Raw genomic sequence first — 21,708 nt, forward strand, 5'->3', positions numbered from 1 at the left:
ACTCATTTATTGCTTAAGGCTCTTTAATTGCGCTTATCCTCGCCCCACAGCAATTTATTACGAAGTGTCTTAAGAAAACTCTCTGAAGTATACTCAATCAATTTTACAGTAAAGTCTGCTTTTTTAATGATTATTTCTGTGCCATTCTCCAACGTGGCTATCCTAGAATCCAAAGAAACCAAATGATTTTCTTCCCTACCCGAAACTTTTAACCTAATAACGGTTCCATCAGAAATAACCAAAGGTCTGGCGCTAAGATTGTGTGGTGCTATTGGCGTTAAAATGAAAGATTTTACGGTTGGCTCAATGACAGGTCCTCCACAGCTAAGCGAATAACCTGTAGATCCTGTAGGCGTGGCAATAATGAGACCATCTGCCCAATAGGATGTTAGATATTCATTATTTAAATGAGTTTCCACCGTTATCATGGATGTAGTATCCTTTCTGCTTACAGTTACTTCATTTAAAGCAAAATTCATGGTTCCAAAAGCATCAGTCTCAGGATTGGTATTAACCTCCACCAAGCTTCTCTCTACAATATTATAAGAGCCTGATACAAACTCGGTCACCACCTTTCTTACATCTTCTTTTTTAAAAGTGGACAAAAACCCTAACCTTCCGGTATTTACCCCAACAACGGGTATTCCCAAATCTCTAACATAGGTAATAGCTCTAAGCACCGTGCCATCTCCGCCAAAACTAACAAACATATCAAATGAGGAATCCAGCCCAGAGGAATCTGTATAGGTATCAAACACCCCAATACCTCGTATGGCCGATAAATATTCTAAAAATTGTTGCTCAAAATAAACTACAGCAGCAACTTTATTTAACTCATCCAAAAGCTCCACCACATAATCCAATGCGATTTCATGGTACGTTTGACCATAGATGGCAACTCTCATACTTGTTAAACGTTTAAATATTTATCAAGATAATCCGATCGCTGTTTTAAATCTTCCAAAAATTGATCGTCACTGTTTCCAAAAAGTATACTGTAGTTATAACGCCTAAAAGTCTGGGATACTTCATTAAGGTCTGTACTGCTTATTTTTAGGGTAACCTGCACAATATCATTATGCATGTCTGTAATAAAACCGCCAATAAGTCTGGCATTGTTGGTTTCAACAATTTGGGCAATTTCACTAAACGAATAATCCTTTAATCCCTTTGCCACAACCAATATTCCGCCAGGTTCTTTAAAAAATGGCGTATCTATGAATTCGCTCACAATATCACTAAGATCATAGTAACCCATCACCTTTTCCCCCTCATTAAGAATGGGAACAAGATTAGCATTATTTCTGGCAAAGATTTCAAGAACATCCAACCAAGAAGTCTCCTTTCTAACAAAGAAAGACTCAAGATTATATCTATAATCACCTATTTTTTTACCCTCTTCAAAATTATCTAGATCATCCTCGCTTAAAACTCCCAAAAACCTATCTCCTTCAGCAATAGCAACATGACTAAAGGTTGTATCCTTAAAAAATTTGATAACATCCTTTAAAGAATCATCCGCCTTGAAGACCTTTATTGAATTAAGTATGTGTGATTGAAGCTGCATAAACTTAAATTATAACGCAAAATACTAATTTATAATATCAAAAGGCATGCCTTATTTGTATTTTTGCCTTCTCTTTTAAAAGATTTCTATATATGGCAAAACTAAGCGTTAACATTAACAAAATTGCAACATTACGTAATTCGAGGGGTGGGAATATTCCAAACCTTTTAAAAGTGGCATCGGATATTGAGAATTTTGGAGGGCAAGGAATAACCATTCATCCAAGACCAGATGAAAGACATATCAAATACCAAGATGCAAGAGATTTAAAACATACTATCACTACAGAATTTAATATTGAGGGGAATCCTGTACCAAAATTCATTGAATTGGTTATGGAAACAAAACCTACCCAGGTAACTTTGGTTCCAGATGCCGTAGATGCAATAACCTCTAACGCGGGCTGGGATACTATAAAACATTCTGATTTTCTTAAAGAGGTAATTTCTGATTTTAAAAATAAAGGCATACGCACCTCTATTTTTGTGGACCCTGTCGCCAAAATGATTGAAGGAGCAGCAAAAACTGGAACAGATAGAATTGAATTGTACACAGAAAGTTTTGCCAAAAATTTTAATCAGAACAAAGAAAAGGCTATACAACCTTATACAGATTCAGCAATACTTGCCAACCAATTGGGATTGGGCATCAATGCTGGTCATGATCTTAATTTAGATAATATTCACTATTTTAAAAACAACATCCCCCATTTATTGGAAGTCTCCATAGGGCATGCTTTAATATGCGAATCCCTTTATTTAGGGTTGGACAATGTTGTAAATATGTACTTACATAAACTAAAATAATGCAATCATTACACTCAAAGGTATTGGGAGAAGGAAGGCCCATGATAATTTTACATGGTTTTCTTGGCATGTCCGACAATTGGAAAACCTTAGGTTCGCAGTATGCTGAAAATGGAATGGAAGTCCATTTAATAGACCAAAGAAACCATGGTAAAAGTTTCCATTCCGAGGATTTCAACTACAAAATCCTTTCAGAGGATATTAGAAATTATATAGAAAGGCATAGTTTGTCCGAAGCCATAGTATTAGGTCACTCCATGGGTGGAAAAACAGCCATGCAACTGGCCTGTAGCTATCCGCACCTGGTAAATAAACTAATCGTCGCCGATATTGGCCCAAAGCAATACCCTCCACACCACCAACACATCATCAACGCACTTATAGAGCTTCCTATAAATGAAATCAGCACTAGAGGCCAAGCAGATACTATATTGAGTAAAAAAATCTCCGATTATGGTACACGACAATTTTTATTAAAAAATCTTTATTGGGTAGAAAAGGGAAAACTTGGTTTTAGAATGAACCTTCCCGTTTTAAGCGCCAAAATGAAGGAAATTGGAGAAGCTCTCCCAAACAATACTTTTTATAGTAAACCAACCCTTTTTGTAAAAGGAGGTAATTCAGACTATATCCTATTAGAAGACACACCACAAATAAAGAAGCACTTCCCACTAGCATCCATAGAGACCATTGAAAATGTTGGACATTGGCTACATGCAGAGAACCCTGCACTTTTTTTAGAAAAGACACTCAATTTTATAAATCAATAAAAAACACCCTATTTTATTATGCATGCATAATTTTTTTGTCTGTTTTATTGTGAGTATAATAATAATTGTTAATTTTGAAACATTCGATTTACATTTTTTTAAAATAAAATTAACTCAAAATTATATAGATGAAAAAGTTCCCGTTTTTGCTCATTTTTTCTGGGCTTTTGCTTATTTCCTGTAGTGATGATGATAGCACCATAGACACCACTCCAGTGGAACCAGAGCCAGTGACCTACACCAGTGGTTCGGCAGATTTTACAAATTATGTTTCAGTAGGAAACTCCTTGACTGCGGGTTATTCTGACAGCGCTTTATTTATTGATGGACAAACAGCTTCCTTTCCCAATATGCTTGCATCTAACTTTGCACTTGTTGGTGGTGGAGATTTTAAAATTCCTTTTATGGCCGATAATTTAGGGGGCGCAACTTTGGGAGCGCAACCAATTCTTGGCAATAGGCTTTTCTTGGATTTCACAACTGGATCTCCAACACCTACTCCCGTTAGCGGTGCTGGAACCACAGAAATATCCAATACCCTATCAGGGCCTTTCAACAATATGGGAGTTCCTGGAGCTAAAAGTTATCATCTGGCAGCACCAGGATATGGCAATGTTGCAGGTATAGCTGCTGGATTGGCAAATCCATATTATGCAAGATTTGCATCCGCAGCAGATGCAACCGTCATTGGAGATGCCGTTGCTCAAAACCCTACGTTCTTTTCTCTATGGATTGGCAATCAAGATATACTGGCTTTTGCTGTTTCTGGTGGTGATGGTGTTGACCAAACTGGAAATTTAGACCCAAGTACCTATGGCGGAAACGATATTACAGACCCAAATGTTTTTGCAAGCGTATACAATGGTTTGTTACAGGCTCTCACAGCAAATGGCGCAGATGGTGTAATTGCCAATATCCCAGATGTTACGACCATTCCTTATTTCACAACTGTTCCGCACAATCCAGTACCGTTGGATGAAGCCACAACTGGATTGTTAAATGGTGCTTATGCTGCTTACAACGGAGGACTGGCACAACTACAGGGCCTTGGTTTAATCACAGCAGATGAATTGGCGCAACGAACCATTTCCTTTAGTCCAGGAGAAGGAAACGCTGTTGTAATAATTGACGAAGATTTAACAGATTTGACCGGTTTTAACCCAGCTTTAATTAATATGAGACAGGCTACCGCAGATGATTTACTGGTTTTTACCTCACAGACAATTATAGGCACATTGACAAACCCTGCCGACCCAACATCCATAAATGGAGTGGCAGTGCCCTTGGCCGATAAATGGGTGTTGACCCCAGAAGAGCAGTTAGCAGTAAAAACAGCACAAACTGCATACAATCAAACCATTGAAGCATTGGCCCAACAATACAATCTAGCATTCGTTGATGCCGAAGGTGTTATGGCGGAAATTGCCCAAAACGGATTTCAAATGCCCGATGGCAGTATGGTAACCGCCACTTATGGAACCGGCGGTGGATTTTCATTGGATGGCGTCCACCCTACCCCAAGGGGTTATGCCATATTGGCTCTCTTTTTTGTAGAAGCCATCAATACAAAATATGGCTCGGACTTACCTGGAGTAAACCCATTGGATTATACTGGGTTATATGTTAATTAGTAAAAAATATATTCTTAATTTTAAGGCATCGAATTAAATTTCGGTGCCTTTTTATTTAAACCTAAACCATATCACCATGAAAATGATTTTAAGAATTTTATTGAGTGCACTAGCCGTGGTAATCTTATCCAAAATACTACCAGGGGTTGGGGTGGACTCATATGTAACGGCCATTTTTGTTGCCATTGTCTTAGGGTTATTGAACTTTTTGGTAAAACCCATTTTGGTGTTTTTTACACTACCCGTAACTATTATAACCTTTGGTCTTTTCCTCCTAATTATCAATGCAATTATCATTCTACTGGCAGATTATTTTATTGATGGTTTCCAAGTGGACAACCTATGGTGGGCACTACTTTTTAGTCTTTTGCTGTCTTTTCTTCAGTCTGTTTTATTTTCGTTCTTAAAAGAAGACACCATAAAGTAAGTTACTATGTGGTATACAGTGGTTTAAAAACTTGTTGAACTACATAAAATATACTACTTTTGCAGCCCATTTATAAAAGCAAAACAAGAGATAGATGAATATTACCAAAGAGCAGATAGACGATTTAAATGCTGTTGTAAAAGTCGCCGTTACCAAAGACGATTACCAAGATAAGGTAGAGACCATACTTAAAGATTATAGAAAACAGGCAAATATTCCTGGTTTTAGAAAAGGTCAAGTACCCATGGGGCTTATCAAAAAACAATATGGAAAAGCAGTATTGGTGGATGAGGTAAACAAATTGTTGCAAGACAATCTCAACAAATATCTTACCGAAGAAAAATTGGATGTGCTTGGAAATCCATTACCCAAACAACAAGACAATTTTGATTGGGATACAGAAGATTTTGCTTTTGAGTTTGAGTTAGGCTTGGCTCCCAATTTTGAAGTGCCCTTAAAGTCCAAAAAAGCTATTGTTCATTATACTATTGTTGCAGACAAAAAAATGGTAGATGAGCAGGTGGAACGTATCCAAAAACAATATGGAAAACTTGTAAATAAATCCGAGGTTGGTAAAAAAGATGAAGTTATAGGTGTATTTAAAAACGAAGCCGAGGAAATAGACAACAAAACAACTATAGAACTAGATAAGGTAAAGAGTAAAAAAGCACTTGAGAGTCTTTTAGGGAAAAAAGTTGGTGATGTAGTTTCATTAAAAACAAAAGGACTTTTTAAAGAAGATTATTTGCTTTCCAGTGCTCTAGGAATTGACAAGGAAAAAGCGGAAAAATTAAATACCGATGTTGATTTTACTATTGAAGAAATCAATGAAAGAGAGCCTGCTGAACTAAACCAAGATTTGTTTGACAAACTGTTTGGCAAGGACAATGTGAAATCTGAAGCCGAATTGAAAGCTAAAATCAAAGAAGATTCAGAAAAACAATTTGAGCAGCAATCCGATCAAAAACTTTTAAACGATATAACCGAGAGCTTCATTTCAACCGTTAAGTTTGACCTACCTTCTGGATTCCTTAAAAAATGGATTCAAATGACAGGTGAAAAACCTTTGACAGAAGAAGAGGCCAATGAAGAATATGAAAAGTCTGAAAAAGGGTTGCGCTATCAGTTAATCGAAGGCAAGATAATTAAGGACAACAATATTGAAATTCAGTTTGATGAATTAAAAGAATTTGCCAAAGGATTCATTAAATCCCAAATGGCTCAATATGGTCAATTAAATCCAGCTGAAGAGGAGTTGGACAATATTGCAGCAAGGGTAATGAGCAACCAAGATGAGGTAAAAAGATTGTCTGAGCAATTGATGAGTCAAAAACTGCTTAATCTTTATAAAGAAAAGGCAAACTTAAAAACCAAGGAAATTACCTATGAAAACTTTGTGAAAGAAGTATACGGGTAGTTTTCAAAAATAAAATAAGTATCTTTACGGTGCCGAAGATCTTCTTTTCGGCACCTTTTTTTTGTTAAAAATTTGATTTATAAACAAATGGATTACGGTAAAGAATTCAAAAATTACGCTATAAAAGATCAGGGCATAAACAGCATGTACTATGATAAAATAATGAGTAGCATGTACCCAGTAAATATGACCCCCAATATCATTGAGGAAAGACAACTTAACGCAATTGCAATGGATGTCTTTTCCAGGTTAATGATGGATCGTATTATTTTTTTGGGAACTGGAATCAATGATCAAGTGGCAAATATTGTGCAGGCACAATTACTTTTCTTGGAAAGTGCAGATGCCTCAAAAGATATTCAGATATATATTAACTCTCCAGGTGGCAGTGTGTATGCCGGTTTGGGAATATATGATACTATGCAATTTATAAAGCCTGATGTAGCCACAATTTGCACAGGAATGGCAGCCTCAATGGGAGCTGTGCTTTTATGTGCTGGACAAAAGGGAAAACGAAGCGGGCTCACACATTCCAGAGTTATGATACACCAACCAATGGGAGGTGCTCAAGGACAGGCCAGTGATATAGAAATTACGGCTAGAGAAATCCTTAAATTAAAGGAAGAGTTATATGAAATTATTGCCAATCACTCTGGGCAAACCATTGATAAAGTACACGACGATAGTGACAGGGATTATTGGATGAAAGCGGAAGAAGCCAAAAAATATGGCATGATTGATGAAATTTTGGTAAGGGACAAGGCATAAATTCGACCAAATACCCTATTAAACGAACCAAAAGTCAGAATTTTCCGTTATTATAGTTAGAAATTATTCTTTTTTATGGCAAAAGAAAACCTAGAATGTTCTTTTTGTGGAAGAAAAAAACCAGAAACAAATCTTTTGATTGCTGGTTTGGATGCACATATTTGTGATAGATGTATAGAGCAAGCACATGGTATTGTTGCGGAGGAATCCAAACAATCCAAAAATGATGATTTATCATCAGAGTTGACTCTAAAAAAGCCCAAAGAGATCAAGGATTTTTTGGATACTTTTATCATTGGACAAGAGCGGACCAAGAAAGTAATGTCCGTAGCGGTATACAATCACTACAAAAGATTATTACAACCCTCTTCCAAGGAGGATGATATTGAGATACAAAAGAGCAACATTGTAATGGTGGGGCAAACAGGTACAGGTAAAACCTTAATGGCCAAAACCATTGCTCGCATGCTCAATGTTCCATTGGCCATTGTAGACGCTACTGTTTTAACCGAAGCTGGCTATGTGGGTGAAGATGTCGAAAGTATCCTTACCAGGCTATTGCAAGCTGCAGATTATAATTTGGAAAAAGCAGAACGTGGTATTGTTTTTATTGATGAGATTGATAAAATTGCCCGTAAAAGCGATAACCCATCCATTACCAGAGATGTTTCTGGTGAGGGGGTACAACAGGGATTATTGAAACTTTTGGAAGGAACCGTTGTAAATGTGCCACCAAAAGGAGGCAGAAAACATCCAGACCAGAAGTTTATAGAGGTCAATACTGAAAACATATTGTTTATTGCCGGTGGTGCTTTTGATGGAATTGAACGTATTATCACCAAACGCCTTAACATGCAAGCAGTAGGTTATAGCGCCTCTAAGGTTGAAGACAATGTGGACAATACAAATATTTTACAGTACATTATTCCCAAAGATTTAAAAGAATTTGGATTGATTCCTGAAATTATTGGAAGACTTCCGGTTCTTACACATATGAATCCGTTGGATGAGAAAACGTTGCGGGCTATTTTGACGGAACCAAAGAATGCCATCATCAAACAATATGAAAAACTGTTTGCCATGGATGGTATTACCTTCAAAATAACTGAGCAAGCGCTTGATTATATTGTTCAAAAAGCCATTGAGTACAAATTGGGCGCAAGAGGGCTCCGGTCTTTATGCGAAGCCATTTTCACAGACGCTATGTTTGAACTGCCAAGTAGTGATATTACCGAGTTTAAGGTCACTAAGCCTTATGCCGAAGAAAAACTTTCTTACGAAACCATTAAAAAGTTAAAAGCCGTTTCATAGAAACGGCTTTTAACTTTTATCGTTCAAACCAACTAAACAGTTTTATCCTTGAAACTGTTTGTGCATTACCTTTTGCAATAGGTCTTTACTTACCTTTTGGATTATTTTTTCATCACTATATAACTCATGCCCAAAATTTGGAACAAATTCTATCCATGAGTTCATCTGCTTACACCATTCTCTAGAAGGTTTGTAAGCATCATTAACACCATAAAGCAATTTGATTTCACAGTCAGGCTTATCAGTTTCATAACGCACCCTTGTTGGGGAAACGGCATTTAAAGATTTCATTGGCAGCCCTTTAAGACCTGCCTTCCAAGCAATGGTACCACCTGTACTAAAAGCCAAATAGTGACAAGGCTCTTTTTCTTTACTCAAAAGATGTGCAACAGCAGTGTCAATGCCGCCCTCCACAAATTCCCTGTGAATATTTTCCTCAGAATTAACCGCTACATCTATATTTGCCAATTGCTGACAGTCATAAAAAGTAATATCGTAATGTTGCTGTAAATATCCAAGATAAGAAGTTATCCAAAGGCCCTTTTTTACGCCCCACATATCCGATAAGACAATCAATCGTTCTGCCATAATAGTTATAGTTTAAATTAGTATTATAGTTAATTTATATTCTAAAGGTGATTATTAAACGAACCATATCCCGATTTATTTGTTTATTCGAATAAATTATTCGGTGTTAAGTCCAAATGCATTATTCTAACGGCAAGAGGTTAAGGCAAATAGAACTCCTTTTTTTAAGGACACAATTTGTTTTAACCCAAATAATAAATGAAAAAATTGTTTAATTCCATAACAAATCTTCTCCTCTAAACCCTAAAATAATATTCCAAAATTAAAGACATTATCGGGGTCTTAAATGCTAAATCTTATAATTGGCACATTTTTAAACAAATTAGGGATGAATAAATGTGTAAACAGTCTAATTAATAAAAAAATAGAATAAGAATAAACACCACATTTTTAACAGTCCATGGTTTTTAATGTTTCATTCAAAGCCATTGAACCAACCTATTACACAAGTCAAAATCATACAAAAAACAAAAAATTGGACAGCTTAAGGGCACATCTCATTTTCTAAAAGAAGTGGGTGTCTCCCCAGTAAACTTTTTAAAGGCGGTATAGAAAGTAGATTTGGAGTTAAAGCCACATTCCAAACCAATGGAGAGGATGGTATAATGTGAAAAATTAAGGTCCAAAAGAATTTCCTTGGCATTATCTACCCTAAGTTTATTAATGTAATCCGAAAAGTTATGGCCAGAATAACCGTTCACTAATTTTGAAAGGCTACTAGATCCCATGTCTAATTCTTCTGCAAGTTTCTCCATGCTTAAATAGGGGTCCAAATATTTTTTATTGGACAATACATACTGGTCCACTTTTTCAAACGATTCTTGTTCCCTTTCTAAACGTTTGGAGGCGTCTGTTACAACATCTGGTTTCTTATATACATAATAAATCCCCAAATCTTTTCTAAGTGCTATTCTATCCTTCATCAATATATAATGAAAAAATGCCTGATAGCCTACCCAGTATATCAATGCCGATGAGCTCAACCTCAAAGGATAATAACTATATGGCGGATTGGACACTTCTGAAAAAGAATTGACCAATACAGCAAAACCCCAAAACAAGAAGACAACCCCTCCCAGTTTAAGAAAAAGCTTAATCCATTTAAGGTCATCAAACTTCAAGACATCGGGATATAATTGTTGGTAATTGAACATGAGCCGGATTGACTTTATGTATAAAAAAATAGAATAGGATAAAGCTATTGCATCCTCAACAAGGTTATAGGTCCTCATTGTGAATGTGCTCATTGCTTCATTTTGCGCCAAAAAAATCAAACTTATCCTAACCATTAATGCCAGGGTAAAAAACAGTAGCGAGAATTTAATGAAAGACAATCGTTTCTCCTCTATCCCCAAATAGAAAACCAAAAAAGCATAAAACATAGGTACAATAAGAATGTACCAGGGAACAGTAAAATTTTCCCAAAAGAAATTTACATCCAAGAACTTCTTATCCACCAACCAAGATTGAAGGTTGTTCAAGGAAATAAAAAGAACAAACAAGTTTAAAAAGAGTACAGGCTTTTCGATCTTCTTACGAGAGAGAAAGGTGCCAATGTTGAACAAAAAACCTTGAACAGCTCCAGCAATTAAAAGAAAATTAAAAATTGCCGTTATATTCATCCCATATAAAGTTTTATGACATTCGTATTGTCTGTTTCTAATTATTCATACGTAGCAATTCCTCTAAATAATCTCTTTCATTAGATAATCTTGGGATTTTATGTTGGCCACCCAACTTATCCTTGGACTTTAACCAATCATAGAAAAGGTCTTGTCTAGCCACATGCACCTTGGGCATTTTTAAAGTCATATTATTATATCGCTTCGCCTCGTAGTCCGAATTTAGGGATTTTAAGGCATTGTCCAAAAACTCAGTGAAATAGGCAATTTCATCAGGGGTTTTTCTAAATTCTATAATCCATTCATGCCCCCCTTTTTCATTTCCGTTCATAAAGATAGGGGCTGCCGTATAGTCCTTTATTTCCGCTCCAGTTTTTTTACAGATACTTTTTAGGGCTTCTTCGGCATTTTCAATAATAAGTTCCTCTCCAAAAGCATTTATATGGTGTTTAGTCCTCCCGGTTACCCTTACTCTATACGGCCTGGTTGAAGTAAACCTAATCGTATCACCTATTTTATAACGCCATAGCCCAGCATTGGTGGTTATGACCACTGCATAGTTCTTGTTCTCTTTTACTTCCCACAAGGGTATTGCCTTCTGATCATAGGACCCATATAAATCCATGGGGATAAACTCGTAAAAAATTCCATAATCCAGCATAAGCAAAAGATCGTCCGCATTGTTCCTATCCTGTATGGCAAAAAAGCCTTCGGAAGCATTGTAAATTTCATAATACTGAAAATTCTTTCTAGGCAACAACTTTTTATACTGGTCTTTATAAGGGTTAAAACTAACCCCCCCATGAAAATACACCTCCAAATTTTCCCATACCTGAAAAAGATGGTCCTTACCGGTCTTCTCAATTACATTATTCATAAGAACAAGCATCCAAGATGGAACACCGGCCAAACTAGTAACGTTCTCCTGTATACTCTCTTCAATTATGGCTTCCATTTTAGCTTCCCATTCGCTCATTAATGACACTTTATTGCTAGGAGTGCTGCTCAACTCAGCCCAAAAAGGCATATTATCAATTAAAATTGCAGAAAGATCCCCAAAAAACGTCCCATTATCCTCGTATAATTCCTTACTTCCTCCCAATCGCAGGCTCTTACCGGTAAATAGTTGGGAATTCTCATTATTATTAAGATACAGGCATAGCAAATCCTTACTGGATTTATAATGACAATCTTCCAAGGATTCAGTGCTTACGGGAATAAATTTGCTTTTTGCGTTGGTAGTGCCACTACTTTTGGCAAACCATTTTATAGAAGTGGGCCAAAACAGGTTCTGCTCTCCCCTTCTGGTTCGCTCAATCAAGGGCTCCACCTCTTCGTAGGAAACAATGGGCACTCTACTGGCAAAGGTCTCATAATTGGAAATAGTTCCAAAATCGTATCTTTTACCAATTTCGGTATCCTTGGCAAAATTAATAAGCTGACTCAGCACCTCTTCCTGCACCTCTTCTGGGTACTTCAGAAAAAGTTCTATTTGGTGATAGCGCTTTTTCAATAGCCATGAAGCAATAGAATTAAATAAAGGTATTGGCATTTTTAGGTATCTTTAACCTGATATAATTCAGGTGGAAATAGTTAATTTATTCTGTTAAAAATAGCTTTTAAAGATACAATTATCAAATCATCTTTTTAATTAGTTTATAATGCAATACGAAGGGGTATTACAGAAAATGCAAACTGAAATGGGAACCCCCATACAGTACTACTTGGTTTTTGAAAACGATTTTTTGAACATGAATCAGGTTTTGGACAAAAAACTGGAACTTACCTTTATAAAACACCAATGTTTAAACTGTGGATTGGACAAACCCATATACCGGCAAGGGTTTTGTAAAAGCTGTTTTTTTGAAATTCCTTCTGCAGGTGATTGGATCATGCGCCCAGAATTGAGCACTGCCCATTTAGACAAAGAGGACCGGGATTTGGACTATGAAAAAAAAGTACAGTTACAGCCCCATATTGTCTATTTGGCAAACTCCAGTAATGTAAAAGTGGGGGTGACCAGAAAAAGCCAAGTTCCTACCCGTTGGATAGACCAAGGGGCACACGAGGCCATAGAGATAGTAGAAGTACCCAATAGATACTTGGCCGGCATAACAGAAGTTGCACTAAAAGAACATGTGAGCGACAAAACCAATTGGAGAAAAATGTTGACCAACAATTTGGAAGATGTCAACCTTGAGGATTGGAAAGAAAAATTAAAGCCTTTTGTCCCCAATGAAGCCGTTGACTATTTTCTTGAGAACAATACGGAAACCCATTTGGAATTCCCCGTGCAACGTTATCCAGAAAAAATAAAAAGTCTTAATCTGGAAAAAGCCATAAGTTATACAGGTGTACTAAAAGGCATAAAAGGACAGTATCTAATTTTTGAGGACAATACTGTTTTTAATATTCGGGGAAATGAAGGGCTTTATGTTGGATTGGAAATAAAGTGAATTAAGAATAAAAATAATCACCTATAAGAGCTGTACATAAGTGTATAATACAACTATATAAACAAGTTAGCAAAAATTTAAAACCAACCGAATGAACAAAATAATTCTGACATCATTAAGCATAATTTTTGCTTGTAATTCAATTTTCGGACAAACGAACGAAGAAAAATATGCGAAAGATGTAAAATCAATAGATGCTATAATTAATGCATATTATGATGTTGTTTCAGGCTCGAGTAGTGAGCCTTGGGAATTTGAAAGAGATAAATATATTCATTCAGAAAGTGCTGTAATCACAAGACTGGACGAAAACGGAAAAGCGGAATCGCATTCTCTTGAAGGGGAATATATACCAATCGGATTATCACCGAAAGAAGATTTTTATGAAAAGGAACTTAAAAGAAAAGTGAGCAAATATGGAAATATTGCACAAGTTTGGAGTGCATTTGAAATAAGAACTGACCCAAATACGGAATCTAATATTAGAGGACTGAATAGCGTTCAACTTCATTACGAAAACGGAAGATGGTGGATAGATAGTTGGACTTGCGAAATGGAATCTGAAAAAAGTTCTGTAGTGACTGAATTTATGAAGAATGAATAAAAAAACTTTTGCTAACAATGTATAACCGCAATTACGGCGGATTCGACTACGTCCGAATCCACTCGGAATTGCTAAAGTCAGTGTCAAACCGAAAATAATCGCTAATTTAACCCGTAACTGACGGTTATACGAATCCTTTCAAGTCAATTAACCGTATCCTTCTTTTTCTTTTTACCCAATAATCCACCTAAAATATTGGTAGCTGCTTCCTTAACCGCATCCTTTTTTTGAGGAACAGAATCGTTTTTAACCACTGTACTGTCTTCCTTTTTACCCCCTAAAATACCTCCAAGAACTTCTTTTACATCTTCCTTGGTATCATTTTTGGGTTTGGTGGAGTCTTTCGGGGTTGTGTTTCCAGCAAGAATTCCTCCCAATAAATCTTTGGCCTTATCTTTTCCTTGGTTCAACAATTTTTGCTTTTCCAATTCTACCAACCTAGTGGTTAGACTTTTTACACCCGATGTTAAATCCGTGCTTACCGTAGGGTTGCTGTACATACCACCAATATTGGCAGTCACGGGAATGGTAAGGTTTTGCAGTTCCTTTTCATCAATTTTTGCAATCAATTGGTTTATTTCGGTTCCCAAATATTTAGCAGGAACATCCAAAGTGGCAGTGTAACTCAATTGCTTATCAAACGTATGGCTCCCTGTCACCTTCACGGCAATATCATTATAATTAACGGTAAAAGGTTTTACGGTTACTTTTCCGTCCTTAAAATCCAGCATTGTTTTTAATCCTTTTAAATCCAAGCTTTTTAAATCTAGAAAACTCAACTTGCTCCCTAAATTGGAAAGTAATGGAGCTTCATTTGGATTAATGTCCGTTGCCAAAACCTCGGCCAAAACCTTTCCAGAAATGGTTGCCAAATCCGGGGTAAAATCGTCGGTCAATTTTCCAGATATTTCAATATCAGAATTCAACTTTCCTTTTAAAACTTTAGCAATAGGCGCCAAAACGTCAAAAAGCTCCAATGCGCTGAACGTCTCTCCAATTTTAAACTGCTCCATATCCAATTTCATGGAAAAAGAAGGAACTTCTTCTTTTGTGGACACTTCACCGTTAAACCCTAACTTACCATCAAACATGGAAGAGGTCATATTGGTCAAGATTGCCTTCTCATCCTGTATTCTAAGGTTTCCAGAAACATCTTTCAAGGTTAAATTATCATACAAAACAGTATTTGCAGTGGCATCTATACTGCAATCCAAAAAGGATGGGATTTTAATTTTCTCTTCACTGGTTTCTGTAGCTCCTTCTTCAGCAACTTCCTCCACCATAAAGTCATTTAACGAAAACTGATTGGATTTTAGATTAAATCTCCCTTCCACCTTTTCATCATTGAACATAAAGCCCAATAAGTTGTGAATGGTTCCTGTAGCATTAAAATCGGTCTTTCCTGTTTTTCCATTAAACTCTTTTAAAGTGACTGTTTTTGGATTAAAATCCATGGCAACCGAGTTAATGGCCACGGGATTTGCCAATTCTTCAGATTTATATTCAAAATCCTTTAAGTCCAAAGTACCGCTGGTTTTAGTGTTTTCGTACTTTTTATTTTCTATGGAAGCCATATCAAAAGCTGTAGTGATATCGGCTTTCAACAAACCTTTTAAATCCATTCCATCTGGTACAGGATATGCTTTGGAAAGATTGGCCAAGTTCATATTTCCCTTTATATGGGCGTTTACTTTGGTATTGCCCATTAAATCTGCAATTTTTGCAGTAAGATTAAACTTGTCCTCATCTATCATAAAGGTGAGTTTATTGATATCTACATAGGTATCCTCTGTAATCCCTGTTGTATTTACAATCTTGGTATCTATGTGCACATTGCGAACCGATTTTGGCAAATCTGGATACTTAAAAGATGCATTTTCAGAATTAATCTGGATATTGAACTTTGGAATATGGGTATCATCCACAATACCTGTAAATTCCCCGGTTACCTCAAAATTACCGGTAGTTGTTACATTGCTAATGTTTTTGGAATATTCCTGGGGGATAACCGCCAGAAAGTTTTTAAAATCTGAAGATGGCGTTTTAAAATTAATGTTCACTTCTTGGTTGTCCTCGTTCAATTTTACAAACCCATCAAAAACCAATGGCAATTGGTTCACCAAAGCTTCGTTCTTTAAAAAGGAATATTTATTTTCCTTTAAATCAATACCTATCAAAGCATCCAACTTTACTATATTTTTATTCAAATATTTGGTGCTGTCCATTTCAAAACTCACAAAAGCATCTGTCTTGGTATCCAGTTCCGATTTCTCCAGGGACAAATCCCCATTTCCAAAATGGTTCATTTCAGAAATGTCCAACAACAGTTTCCCTGCTAAATCATTATAAACAATATGGGCGTTGGTAATTTCATAAGACTCTAAGCTTAGATTAAACGTTGTGGCTTCTCCACTATCATCTGTTTCATCTTCAGAGTCCTTGGCAATATCATAATTGGCATTTTCATCAGTATCAATCTTAATATATAAATCAGCTCCATCAATTTTTAAACTGGTAATACTAATGGGCTCATCCACACTTTTAAAAAGCTCTTTGATAGACATGTTAAGTTCCAAATTCTTGGCAGCAAAAAGGGTATCACCCTCAAAAGGAGCTTTATTTGCCAACGAAACACCTTTTAATGTAAGATTGGCTTTGGGAAAGTTTGAGACCAGACTTAAATCTGCATCCGTAAAATCCAAAGTGGCATTCACATTTTCATTTACCTTGGCTTTAATGATGTCACCTATTTTTCCTTCCAATATAAAAGGTAAGGCAATCAATGCTCCAATAATGAGCAATAAGAAGATTCCAACTATTTTAAACAGTTTCTTTTTCATAAAATTCAAAATGTGTCAGTGAAGAAAAATCGTTTATACACCTAACTGAATTTCCTCTCCAACCTTAAGGTTAAATCGTTTTCTCAGAATATATACGAACAAATAAAGTAAAGGGGTGTCCAGAAATGCTATAAAAACTTTAAAAAGAAAGCCACTGACCACCAAACCATAGAACAAATTCCATGGCAATACCTTAAATACGCATAACAAACATACAACGGTGAAAGTGTCAATAAATTGGGAGGTAAAGGTGGAAAAATTGTTGCGCAACCATAAATGTTTTCCTTGGGTGAAATTTTTCCAAAAATGATAGATGGCAATATCCACATATTGTGCTAAAAGATAGGCAATCATAGAGGCCAAAACTGCTATAGGCGATAGTGCAAAAACCTTGCTAAATTCCTCATTATTAACAGGTGAAGCGGTCAAAGCAGGAGCGGCATCCGCTACAAAAACAATGCCCATGGAAAAGAAGGAGGCAAAAATACCTGCAGTAACAACTTGATTGGCTTTTTTCTTCCCAAAAATTTCAGAAATAAGGTCTGTAATCAAAAAAGTAATGGGGTACGGCAATATACCTACAGAAACTTCAAACAATGAAGCTCCAAAAACAGTGACATCACCAAAAGGTTTCCAGTAAAAAAACTTCTGAAAAATTAGGTTGGATACCACCAATGAAGTAATAAAAAGTGCTCCCAAATACAGATATATTTTAAAAGCAAGCTTTTTATCATGCTCAGACATAGGTTCTTTAGCCAAAGAATTATCCATAAATTACAATTAAAGGTATCAAATTTCGTTCTTTTTCAATACTTCCTCAAAACCACACTACTCAAGCTTAAACTTTACTTTAAAAAACAAAAATAACCTAATTACTAAATGATGGTAAAAAAATTAATTCTTGGATTGTTCTTAATTGGTTCTGTGTGCACTAGTAAAGCACAATCCTATTTGGGATATCTTACGGATAACTATAGTGGTATTCATGGGATACTATCCAACCCTGCAAATATTGTGGACTCACGTTTCAAGTCAGAAATAAACCTAGTAGGAGCTAGTGCCTTTATTTCTAATGACTATTATAAGGCTGCATTGGGTGATTTAACCGATAGTGATTTTGATTTTGATATCCATGGCACCAAAACCCCTACTGAAAACAACAACGCTATAGGAAATGTGGATATCCTTGGACCGTCATTTATGTTCAACATTAATCCAAATACTGCAATAGCTGTTTTTTCCAGAGGAAGGGTTTTTTATAACATTAGTGAAATAAATGGTACAACCATTGATAATTTTGCTGACGAATTGGATGAAAGTTCAGATTTTAATGTTGATGAAGGCAACTATTTTGCAAATGCAAATGCATGGGCAGAAATTGGGTTGACCTTTTCCAAAAACCTTATCAACAAAGAGCAACATTTTTTAAAGGGAGGTGTTTCCCTAAAATATCTGCAAGGATTGGGCAATGCATATTCCACTGGAAACAATGTGTTAATTAATTACGATGCCGATGGTACAGATCTTGGCGGTGGACAAACTACAGGAAGTATAAATTCTACAGGAGAAGTATCATACGGATATAGTGATAACCTAGAAGATGATATAGAGGATTTTGAAATAGTAAAAGGAGCCACCGGTCTGGGAATAGATTTTGGTGCCATTTATGAGTGGAGACCAAATTATGAAGACTATTACTACAATGATAAGGACGGCAACACGCTTCCCTATAAAAACAAGAACAAATACAAACTTAAATTTGGGTTGTCCATTACGGATATTGGTAGCATAAATTACAAAGAAAGTACGGAAACGGTTTATGATATCACCAACACTATTAATGAGGACGACTTTGAGGATGAGGATAGTTTTAATGATGTTTTGGACAACTTATATACTGAGATTTCTTCAGGAAGTGCTTCAAAATCCATTCTCCCGACTGCTTTGCACTTAAATGCGGATTGGAGCATCAACAACAATTTCTATATTAATTTAAACACAGATCTTGCTTTAACATCCAACAAAGTAAACACCAATAGAATAGCTAACATCACTTCTTTGACCCCCAGATTTGAAAGTAAATGGTTCAGTTTTTATTCTCCCTTTAGCCTAGTTCAAAATGCAGGGTTTAAATGGGGTGCAGGATTACGCTTTGGGCCACTATATGTAGGTTCCGGTTCTGTTGTTTCTGCATTGTTTAATCAAGAAATGGCCTCAGCAGATGCGTATGCAGGATTAAAAATTCCTATCTACCAACCAAGATTTAAAGACAAGGATGGTGACGGTGTAATGAACAAAATGGATGAATGCCCAGAAACTCCAGGGCCTGTTGAAAACAGTGGTTGCCCATGGCCAGATACCGATGGTGATACGGTTTTGGATAAAGATGACCAATGCCCAGAAGAGGCTGGTGAGATAGAAAATCAAGGTTGTCCATGGGAAGATACTGATGGTGACAGTATTTTGGACAAGGATGATGCTTGCCCACAAGAAGCAGGGCCGGCAGAAAACAACGGTTGTCCTTGGAAAGACAGTGATAAAGACGGAGTACTCGATAAGGACGATGAATGCCCGCAAGAAATGGGTACCGTAGCCAATAAAGGGTGTCCAGAACCCATTGTGACAGAAACAATACAAAAAACATTGAATGAGTATGCCAAAACCATATTGTTTAATTCTGGAACAGCGTCCATTAAAATTGAATCTACAAATGCATTATTGGATATAATAAATATTTTAAAAGAATATCCCAATGCCAAATTTACTGTAGAAGGGCACACAGATAGTATTGGAACTGTCGGCAGTAATCAAAAACTGTCTGAATCCAGAGCCGCGGCCGTAAAACACTTTCTAGTTGAAAAAGGTATTGATGCCTCTAGATTATTATCTGTGGGTTATGGAGAAAGTAAGCCTATTGCCACAAATATGTACAAAGATGGCAGGGCACAAAATAGGCGTGTAGAAATTAATTTGATAAAGTAAACAGCCAATTTCTATCTTAAATATCCAATTAAAAAATGCCTCAATAAACTTGAGGCATTTTTTATATAATACTTTAACCTAAATCCTACTTAATATTTAAGACAAATGGCATTCTAGCTTGTATACCCTCTTGTTTCATAGCAGATTTCACCTCTTTTAAGATGGAATAGGCCTCTACCCCTATTTCTTCCTCAATAAAGCTCTGTTTTACTTTAGTGCTGGTGCTGGCATAATTTTCCATAAAACGTTCCAAACTAGATTTGTATTTAGGATAACTCTTAATACCATATGTGTCCAACCCAACCATGGCGGCCGCTTCCTCAATGGCGTCATCCAAACCACCCAATTCATCAATAAGACCCAATCTTTTAGCATCTACCCCACTCCATACACGGCCTTGAGCCATATTGTCCGCTTCTTCCATAGTAATATTTCTTCCTTTGGCTACCCTGCTTAAAAAAGTTTGGTAGGTTTCTTCCACACTTTCTTGCACCACATTTCTAAAAGTGTCCGTCATTGGCTCAAACAAGGAGTAGTCAACCGAATTTTTATTGGTACCTACTTGCTCCGCATTGATTCCAATGTTTCCAGCCAGTTCACTTATGTTAGGTACGGTTCCAAAAACACCAATACTACCTGTTATAGTTGTTGGTTCGGCAAAGATTTTATTTGCACCAACAGCAATATAGTATCCGCCCGAAGCCGCCACATTGCCCATGGAAACCACCACAGGTTTTGCTTCTTTTGTAAGTTCTACTTCTCTCCATATAAGATCCGAGGTCAATGCATTTCCCCCTGGTGAATTTACCCTAAGTACAATGGCCTTTACACTACTATCTTCTCTAGCCTTTATCAATGCCCTATTAATAATTCCCTGGGCAATAATATCTGGACCACCTTCTCCGTACAAAATTTCACCTTGTGCATAAATCACCGCTATTTTATCTTTCCCCGTATGCAATTTCTTTTTATTGGAGAATGTGATATAATCATCAAGGATAACATAATCCATTTTGTCCTCATAATCTATCCCTGCAGCTTCTTTTAATTTTCCCTCATACTGATCATAAAAAACGGTATCATCTATTAAACCCGATATTTTTGCCATTTCGGGGCTTCTCCCCCCTAAAGTATCCGCGATAATGTTCAATTGCTCAGGACTTAGATTTCTTCCTTCGGAAATATCATCTAACATAGAAGTCCAAATGGAGCCTATCAACTCCTGAATTTGGGTTCTATTGGCATCGCTCATTTCATTGGATAGAAAAGGCTCCACGGCACTTTTATATTTTCCATGGCGAATGACCTCCATTTTAATCCCTGTTTTTTCTTGCAAATCCTTATAAAATAATACCTCGGAAGCTAACCCTTTGTAATCCATGGCACCTACCTTGTTCAAGAACACACTATCTGCCACCGTTGCCAAATAATAATCTTTCTGGGTATAAAAATCTGCGTAGGCATACACAAATTTGCCATTTTCCTTAAAATCTTTTAGGGCATTCCTCAATGCCTTTGTCTGGGCTATGCCCGACATCAGAAAGTTGTTTTTTAGGCTTATCCCTTTTATTTTATTATCATTTTTTGCTACCTCAATGGCATGTATTATTTCATTGAGTCCCATGGACTCTTCAAACAATATAGCAAAGGGATCCGATGCATCATTCCCAACATAATCCTTTATGGGTTTTTGTAATTGCAGCTCTAATACCGAATTGCTCTTTATAACCACTTTGTCCTCTCCACTTCCCATAAGGGCAACAAAAATGAAGAACATTAAAAAAAGAATGCCAAAGGCAATTAAACATCCTATAATTGCCGCCAGCAAGTTTCTTAAAAAATTCATGAATACATCAGTTATTATTAAGCTCCAAATATAACTATATCCCATGTATTTTTAGATTATTGGGTACATGTCC

At 36.4% G+C, this 21,708-nt stretch carries 18 protein-coding genes; 10 read left to right on the forward strand and 8 right to left on the reverse strand.

Features of this window, described 5'->3' with window-relative positions:
- Positions 1 to 23: 23 nt before the first annotated feature.
- On the reverse strand, positions 24 to 905 hold the full coding sequence (locus GGR42_RS06625) for an NAD kinase (RefSeq protein ID WP_167962117.1): 882 nt from the start codon (positions 903 to 905) through the stop codon (positions 24 to 26).
- Positions 906 to 910: 5 nt separating this feature from the next.
- Positions 911 to 1,567 carry a CBS domain-containing protein gene (locus GGR42_RS06630; protein ID WP_167962119.1) on the reverse strand — a complete coding sequence of 219 codons (657 nt, stop codon included), beginning with the start codon at positions 1,565 to 1,567 and terminating at the stop codon, positions 911 to 913.
- Positions 1,568 to 1,659: 92 nt separating this feature from the next.
- Between GGR42_RS06630 and GGR42_RS06635 the strand changes: the two genes are divergently transcribed.
- The 7 genes from GGR42_RS06635 (at position 1,660) to clpX (ending at position 8,697) form a co-directional block, all read left to right on the forward strand.
- Positions 1,660 to 2,373, forward strand: a complete 714-nt coding sequence (locus GGR42_RS06635; protein ID WP_167962122.1) for a pyridoxine 5'-phosphate synthase — start codon at positions 1,660 to 1,662, stop codon at positions 2,371 to 2,373.
- Complete coding sequence (locus GGR42_RS06640) at positions 2,373 to 3,143, forward strand: alpha/beta fold hydrolase (protein ID WP_167962124.1); 771 nt, start codon at positions 2,373 to 2,375, stop codon at positions 3,141 to 3,143. Before GGR42_RS06635 ends, GGR42_RS06640 begins: the two co-directional genes overlap by 1 nt.
- A gap of 128 nt (positions 3,144 to 3,271) precedes the next feature.
- On the forward strand, positions 3,272 to 4,774 hold the full coding sequence (locus tag GGR42_RS06645; protein ID WP_167962126.1) for an SGNH/GDSL hydrolase family protein: 1,503 nt from the start codon (positions 3,272 to 3,274) through the stop codon (positions 4,772 to 4,774).
- Between the two features lie 76 nt (positions 4,775 to 4,850).
- The gene (locus tag GGR42_RS06650) at positions 4,851 to 5,201 is read left to right on the forward strand and encodes a phage holin family protein (protein WP_167962128.1); all 351 of its coding nucleotides are present in this window, start codon (positions 4,851 to 4,853) and stop codon (positions 5,199 to 5,201) included.
- Between the two features lie 94 nt (positions 5,202 to 5,295).
- Positions 5,296 to 6,618: a trigger factor gene (gene tig, locus GGR42_RS06655; protein WP_167962130.1), complete on the forward strand. Its 1,323-nt coding sequence runs from the start codon at positions 5,296 to 5,298 to the stop codon at positions 6,616 to 6,618.
- An 87-nt stretch (positions 6,619 to 6,705) separates the two neighbouring features.
- The gene (gene clpP / locus GGR42_RS06660) at positions 6,706 to 7,386 is read left to right on the forward strand and encodes an ATP-dependent Clp endopeptidase proteolytic subunit ClpP (protein WP_167962132.1); all 681 of its coding nucleotides are present in this window, start codon (positions 6,706 to 6,708) and stop codon (positions 7,384 to 7,386) included.
- Positions 7,387 to 7,461: 75 nt separating this feature from the next.
- On the forward strand, positions 7,462 to 8,697 hold the full coding sequence (gene clpX, locus GGR42_RS06665; protein ID WP_167962134.1) for an ATP-dependent Clp protease ATP-binding subunit ClpX: 1,236 nt from the start codon (positions 7,462 to 7,464) through the stop codon (positions 8,695 to 8,697).
- Positions 8,698 to 8,739: 42 nt separating this feature from the next.
- Here clpX and GGR42_RS06670 read toward each other — a convergent pair whose 3' ends face one another.
- From GGR42_RS06670 to GGR42_RS06680, 3 genes are all read right to left on the reverse strand, one after another.
- A complete protein-coding gene (locus GGR42_RS06670) occupies positions 8,740 to 9,285 on the reverse strand; it encodes a hypothetical protein (RefSeq protein ID WP_167962136.1) in 546 nt (181 codons plus the stop codon).
- A gap of 497 nt (positions 9,286 to 9,782) precedes the next feature.
- Complete coding sequence (locus GGR42_RS06675) at positions 9,783 to 10,907, reverse strand: AraC family transcriptional regulator (protein WP_167962138.1); 1,125 nt, start codon at positions 10,905 to 10,907, stop codon at positions 9,783 to 9,785.
- A gap of 37 nt (positions 10,908 to 10,944) precedes the next feature.
- Entirely contained in the window at positions 10,945 to 12,459 is a 1,515-nt protein-coding gene (locus GGR42_RS06680) for a GH3 auxin-responsive promoter family protein (RefSeq protein WP_167962140.1), read from the reverse strand.
- Positions 12,460 to 12,568: 109 nt separating this feature from the next.
- Here GGR42_RS06680 and GGR42_RS06685 point away from each other — a divergent pair, with 109 nt between their 5' ends.
- Together GGR42_RS06685 and GGR42_RS06690 are read left to right on the forward strand one after the other, a co-directional pair.
- The gene (locus tag GGR42_RS06685) at positions 12,569 to 13,363 is read left to right on the forward strand and encodes a DUF2797 domain-containing protein (protein ID WP_167962142.1); all 795 of its coding nucleotides are present in this window, start codon (positions 12,569 to 12,571) and stop codon (positions 13,361 to 13,363) included.
- A 91-nt stretch (positions 13,364 to 13,454) separates the two neighbouring features.
- Positions 13,455 to 13,967 carry a hypothetical protein gene (locus GGR42_RS06690; RefSeq protein ID WP_167962144.1) on the forward strand — a complete coding sequence of 171 codons (513 nt, stop codon included), beginning with the start codon at positions 13,455 to 13,457 and terminating at the stop codon, positions 13,965 to 13,967.
- Between the two features lie 143 nt (positions 13,968 to 14,110).
- On the opposite strand, the gene GGR42_RS06695 is transcribed toward GGR42_RS06690, so the two are convergent.
- Positions 14,111 to 16,807, reverse strand: coding sequence for an AsmA-like C-terminal region-containing protein (locus GGR42_RS06695; RefSeq protein ID WP_167962146.1), 2,697 nt, complete (start codon positions 16,805 to 16,807; stop codon positions 14,111 to 14,113).
- A 33-nt stretch (positions 16,808 to 16,840) separates the two neighbouring features.
- Positions 16,841 to 17,551, reverse strand: a complete 711-nt coding sequence (locus GGR42_RS06700) for a queuosine precursor transporter (protein ID WP_167964398.1) — start codon at positions 17,549 to 17,551, stop codon at positions 16,841 to 16,843.
- 135 nt (positions 17,552 to 17,686) lie between these two features.
- On the opposite strand from GGR42_RS06700, the gene GGR42_RS06705 reads away from it, so the two are divergent.
- Positions 17,687 to 19,789, forward strand: a complete 2,103-nt coding sequence (locus GGR42_RS06705; RefSeq protein WP_245201406.1) for a DUF5723 family protein — start codon at positions 17,687 to 17,689, stop codon at positions 19,787 to 19,789.
- Positions 19,790 to 19,874: 85 nt separating this feature from the next.
- On the opposite strand, the gene sppA is transcribed toward GGR42_RS06705, so the two are convergent.
- Positions 19,875 to 21,635: a signal peptide peptidase SppA gene (gene sppA, locus GGR42_RS06710; RefSeq protein ID WP_167962148.1), complete on the reverse strand. Its 1,761-nt coding sequence runs from the start codon at positions 21,633 to 21,635 to the stop codon at positions 19,875 to 19,877.
- Positions 21,636 to 21,708: the final 73 nt, after the last annotated feature.

The organism is Saonia flava (assembly GCF_011927795.1).
In the GTDB taxonomy this organism is placed as follows: Bacteria; Bacteroidota; Bacteroidia; order Flavobacteriales; family Flavobacteriaceae; genus Saonia; species Saonia flava.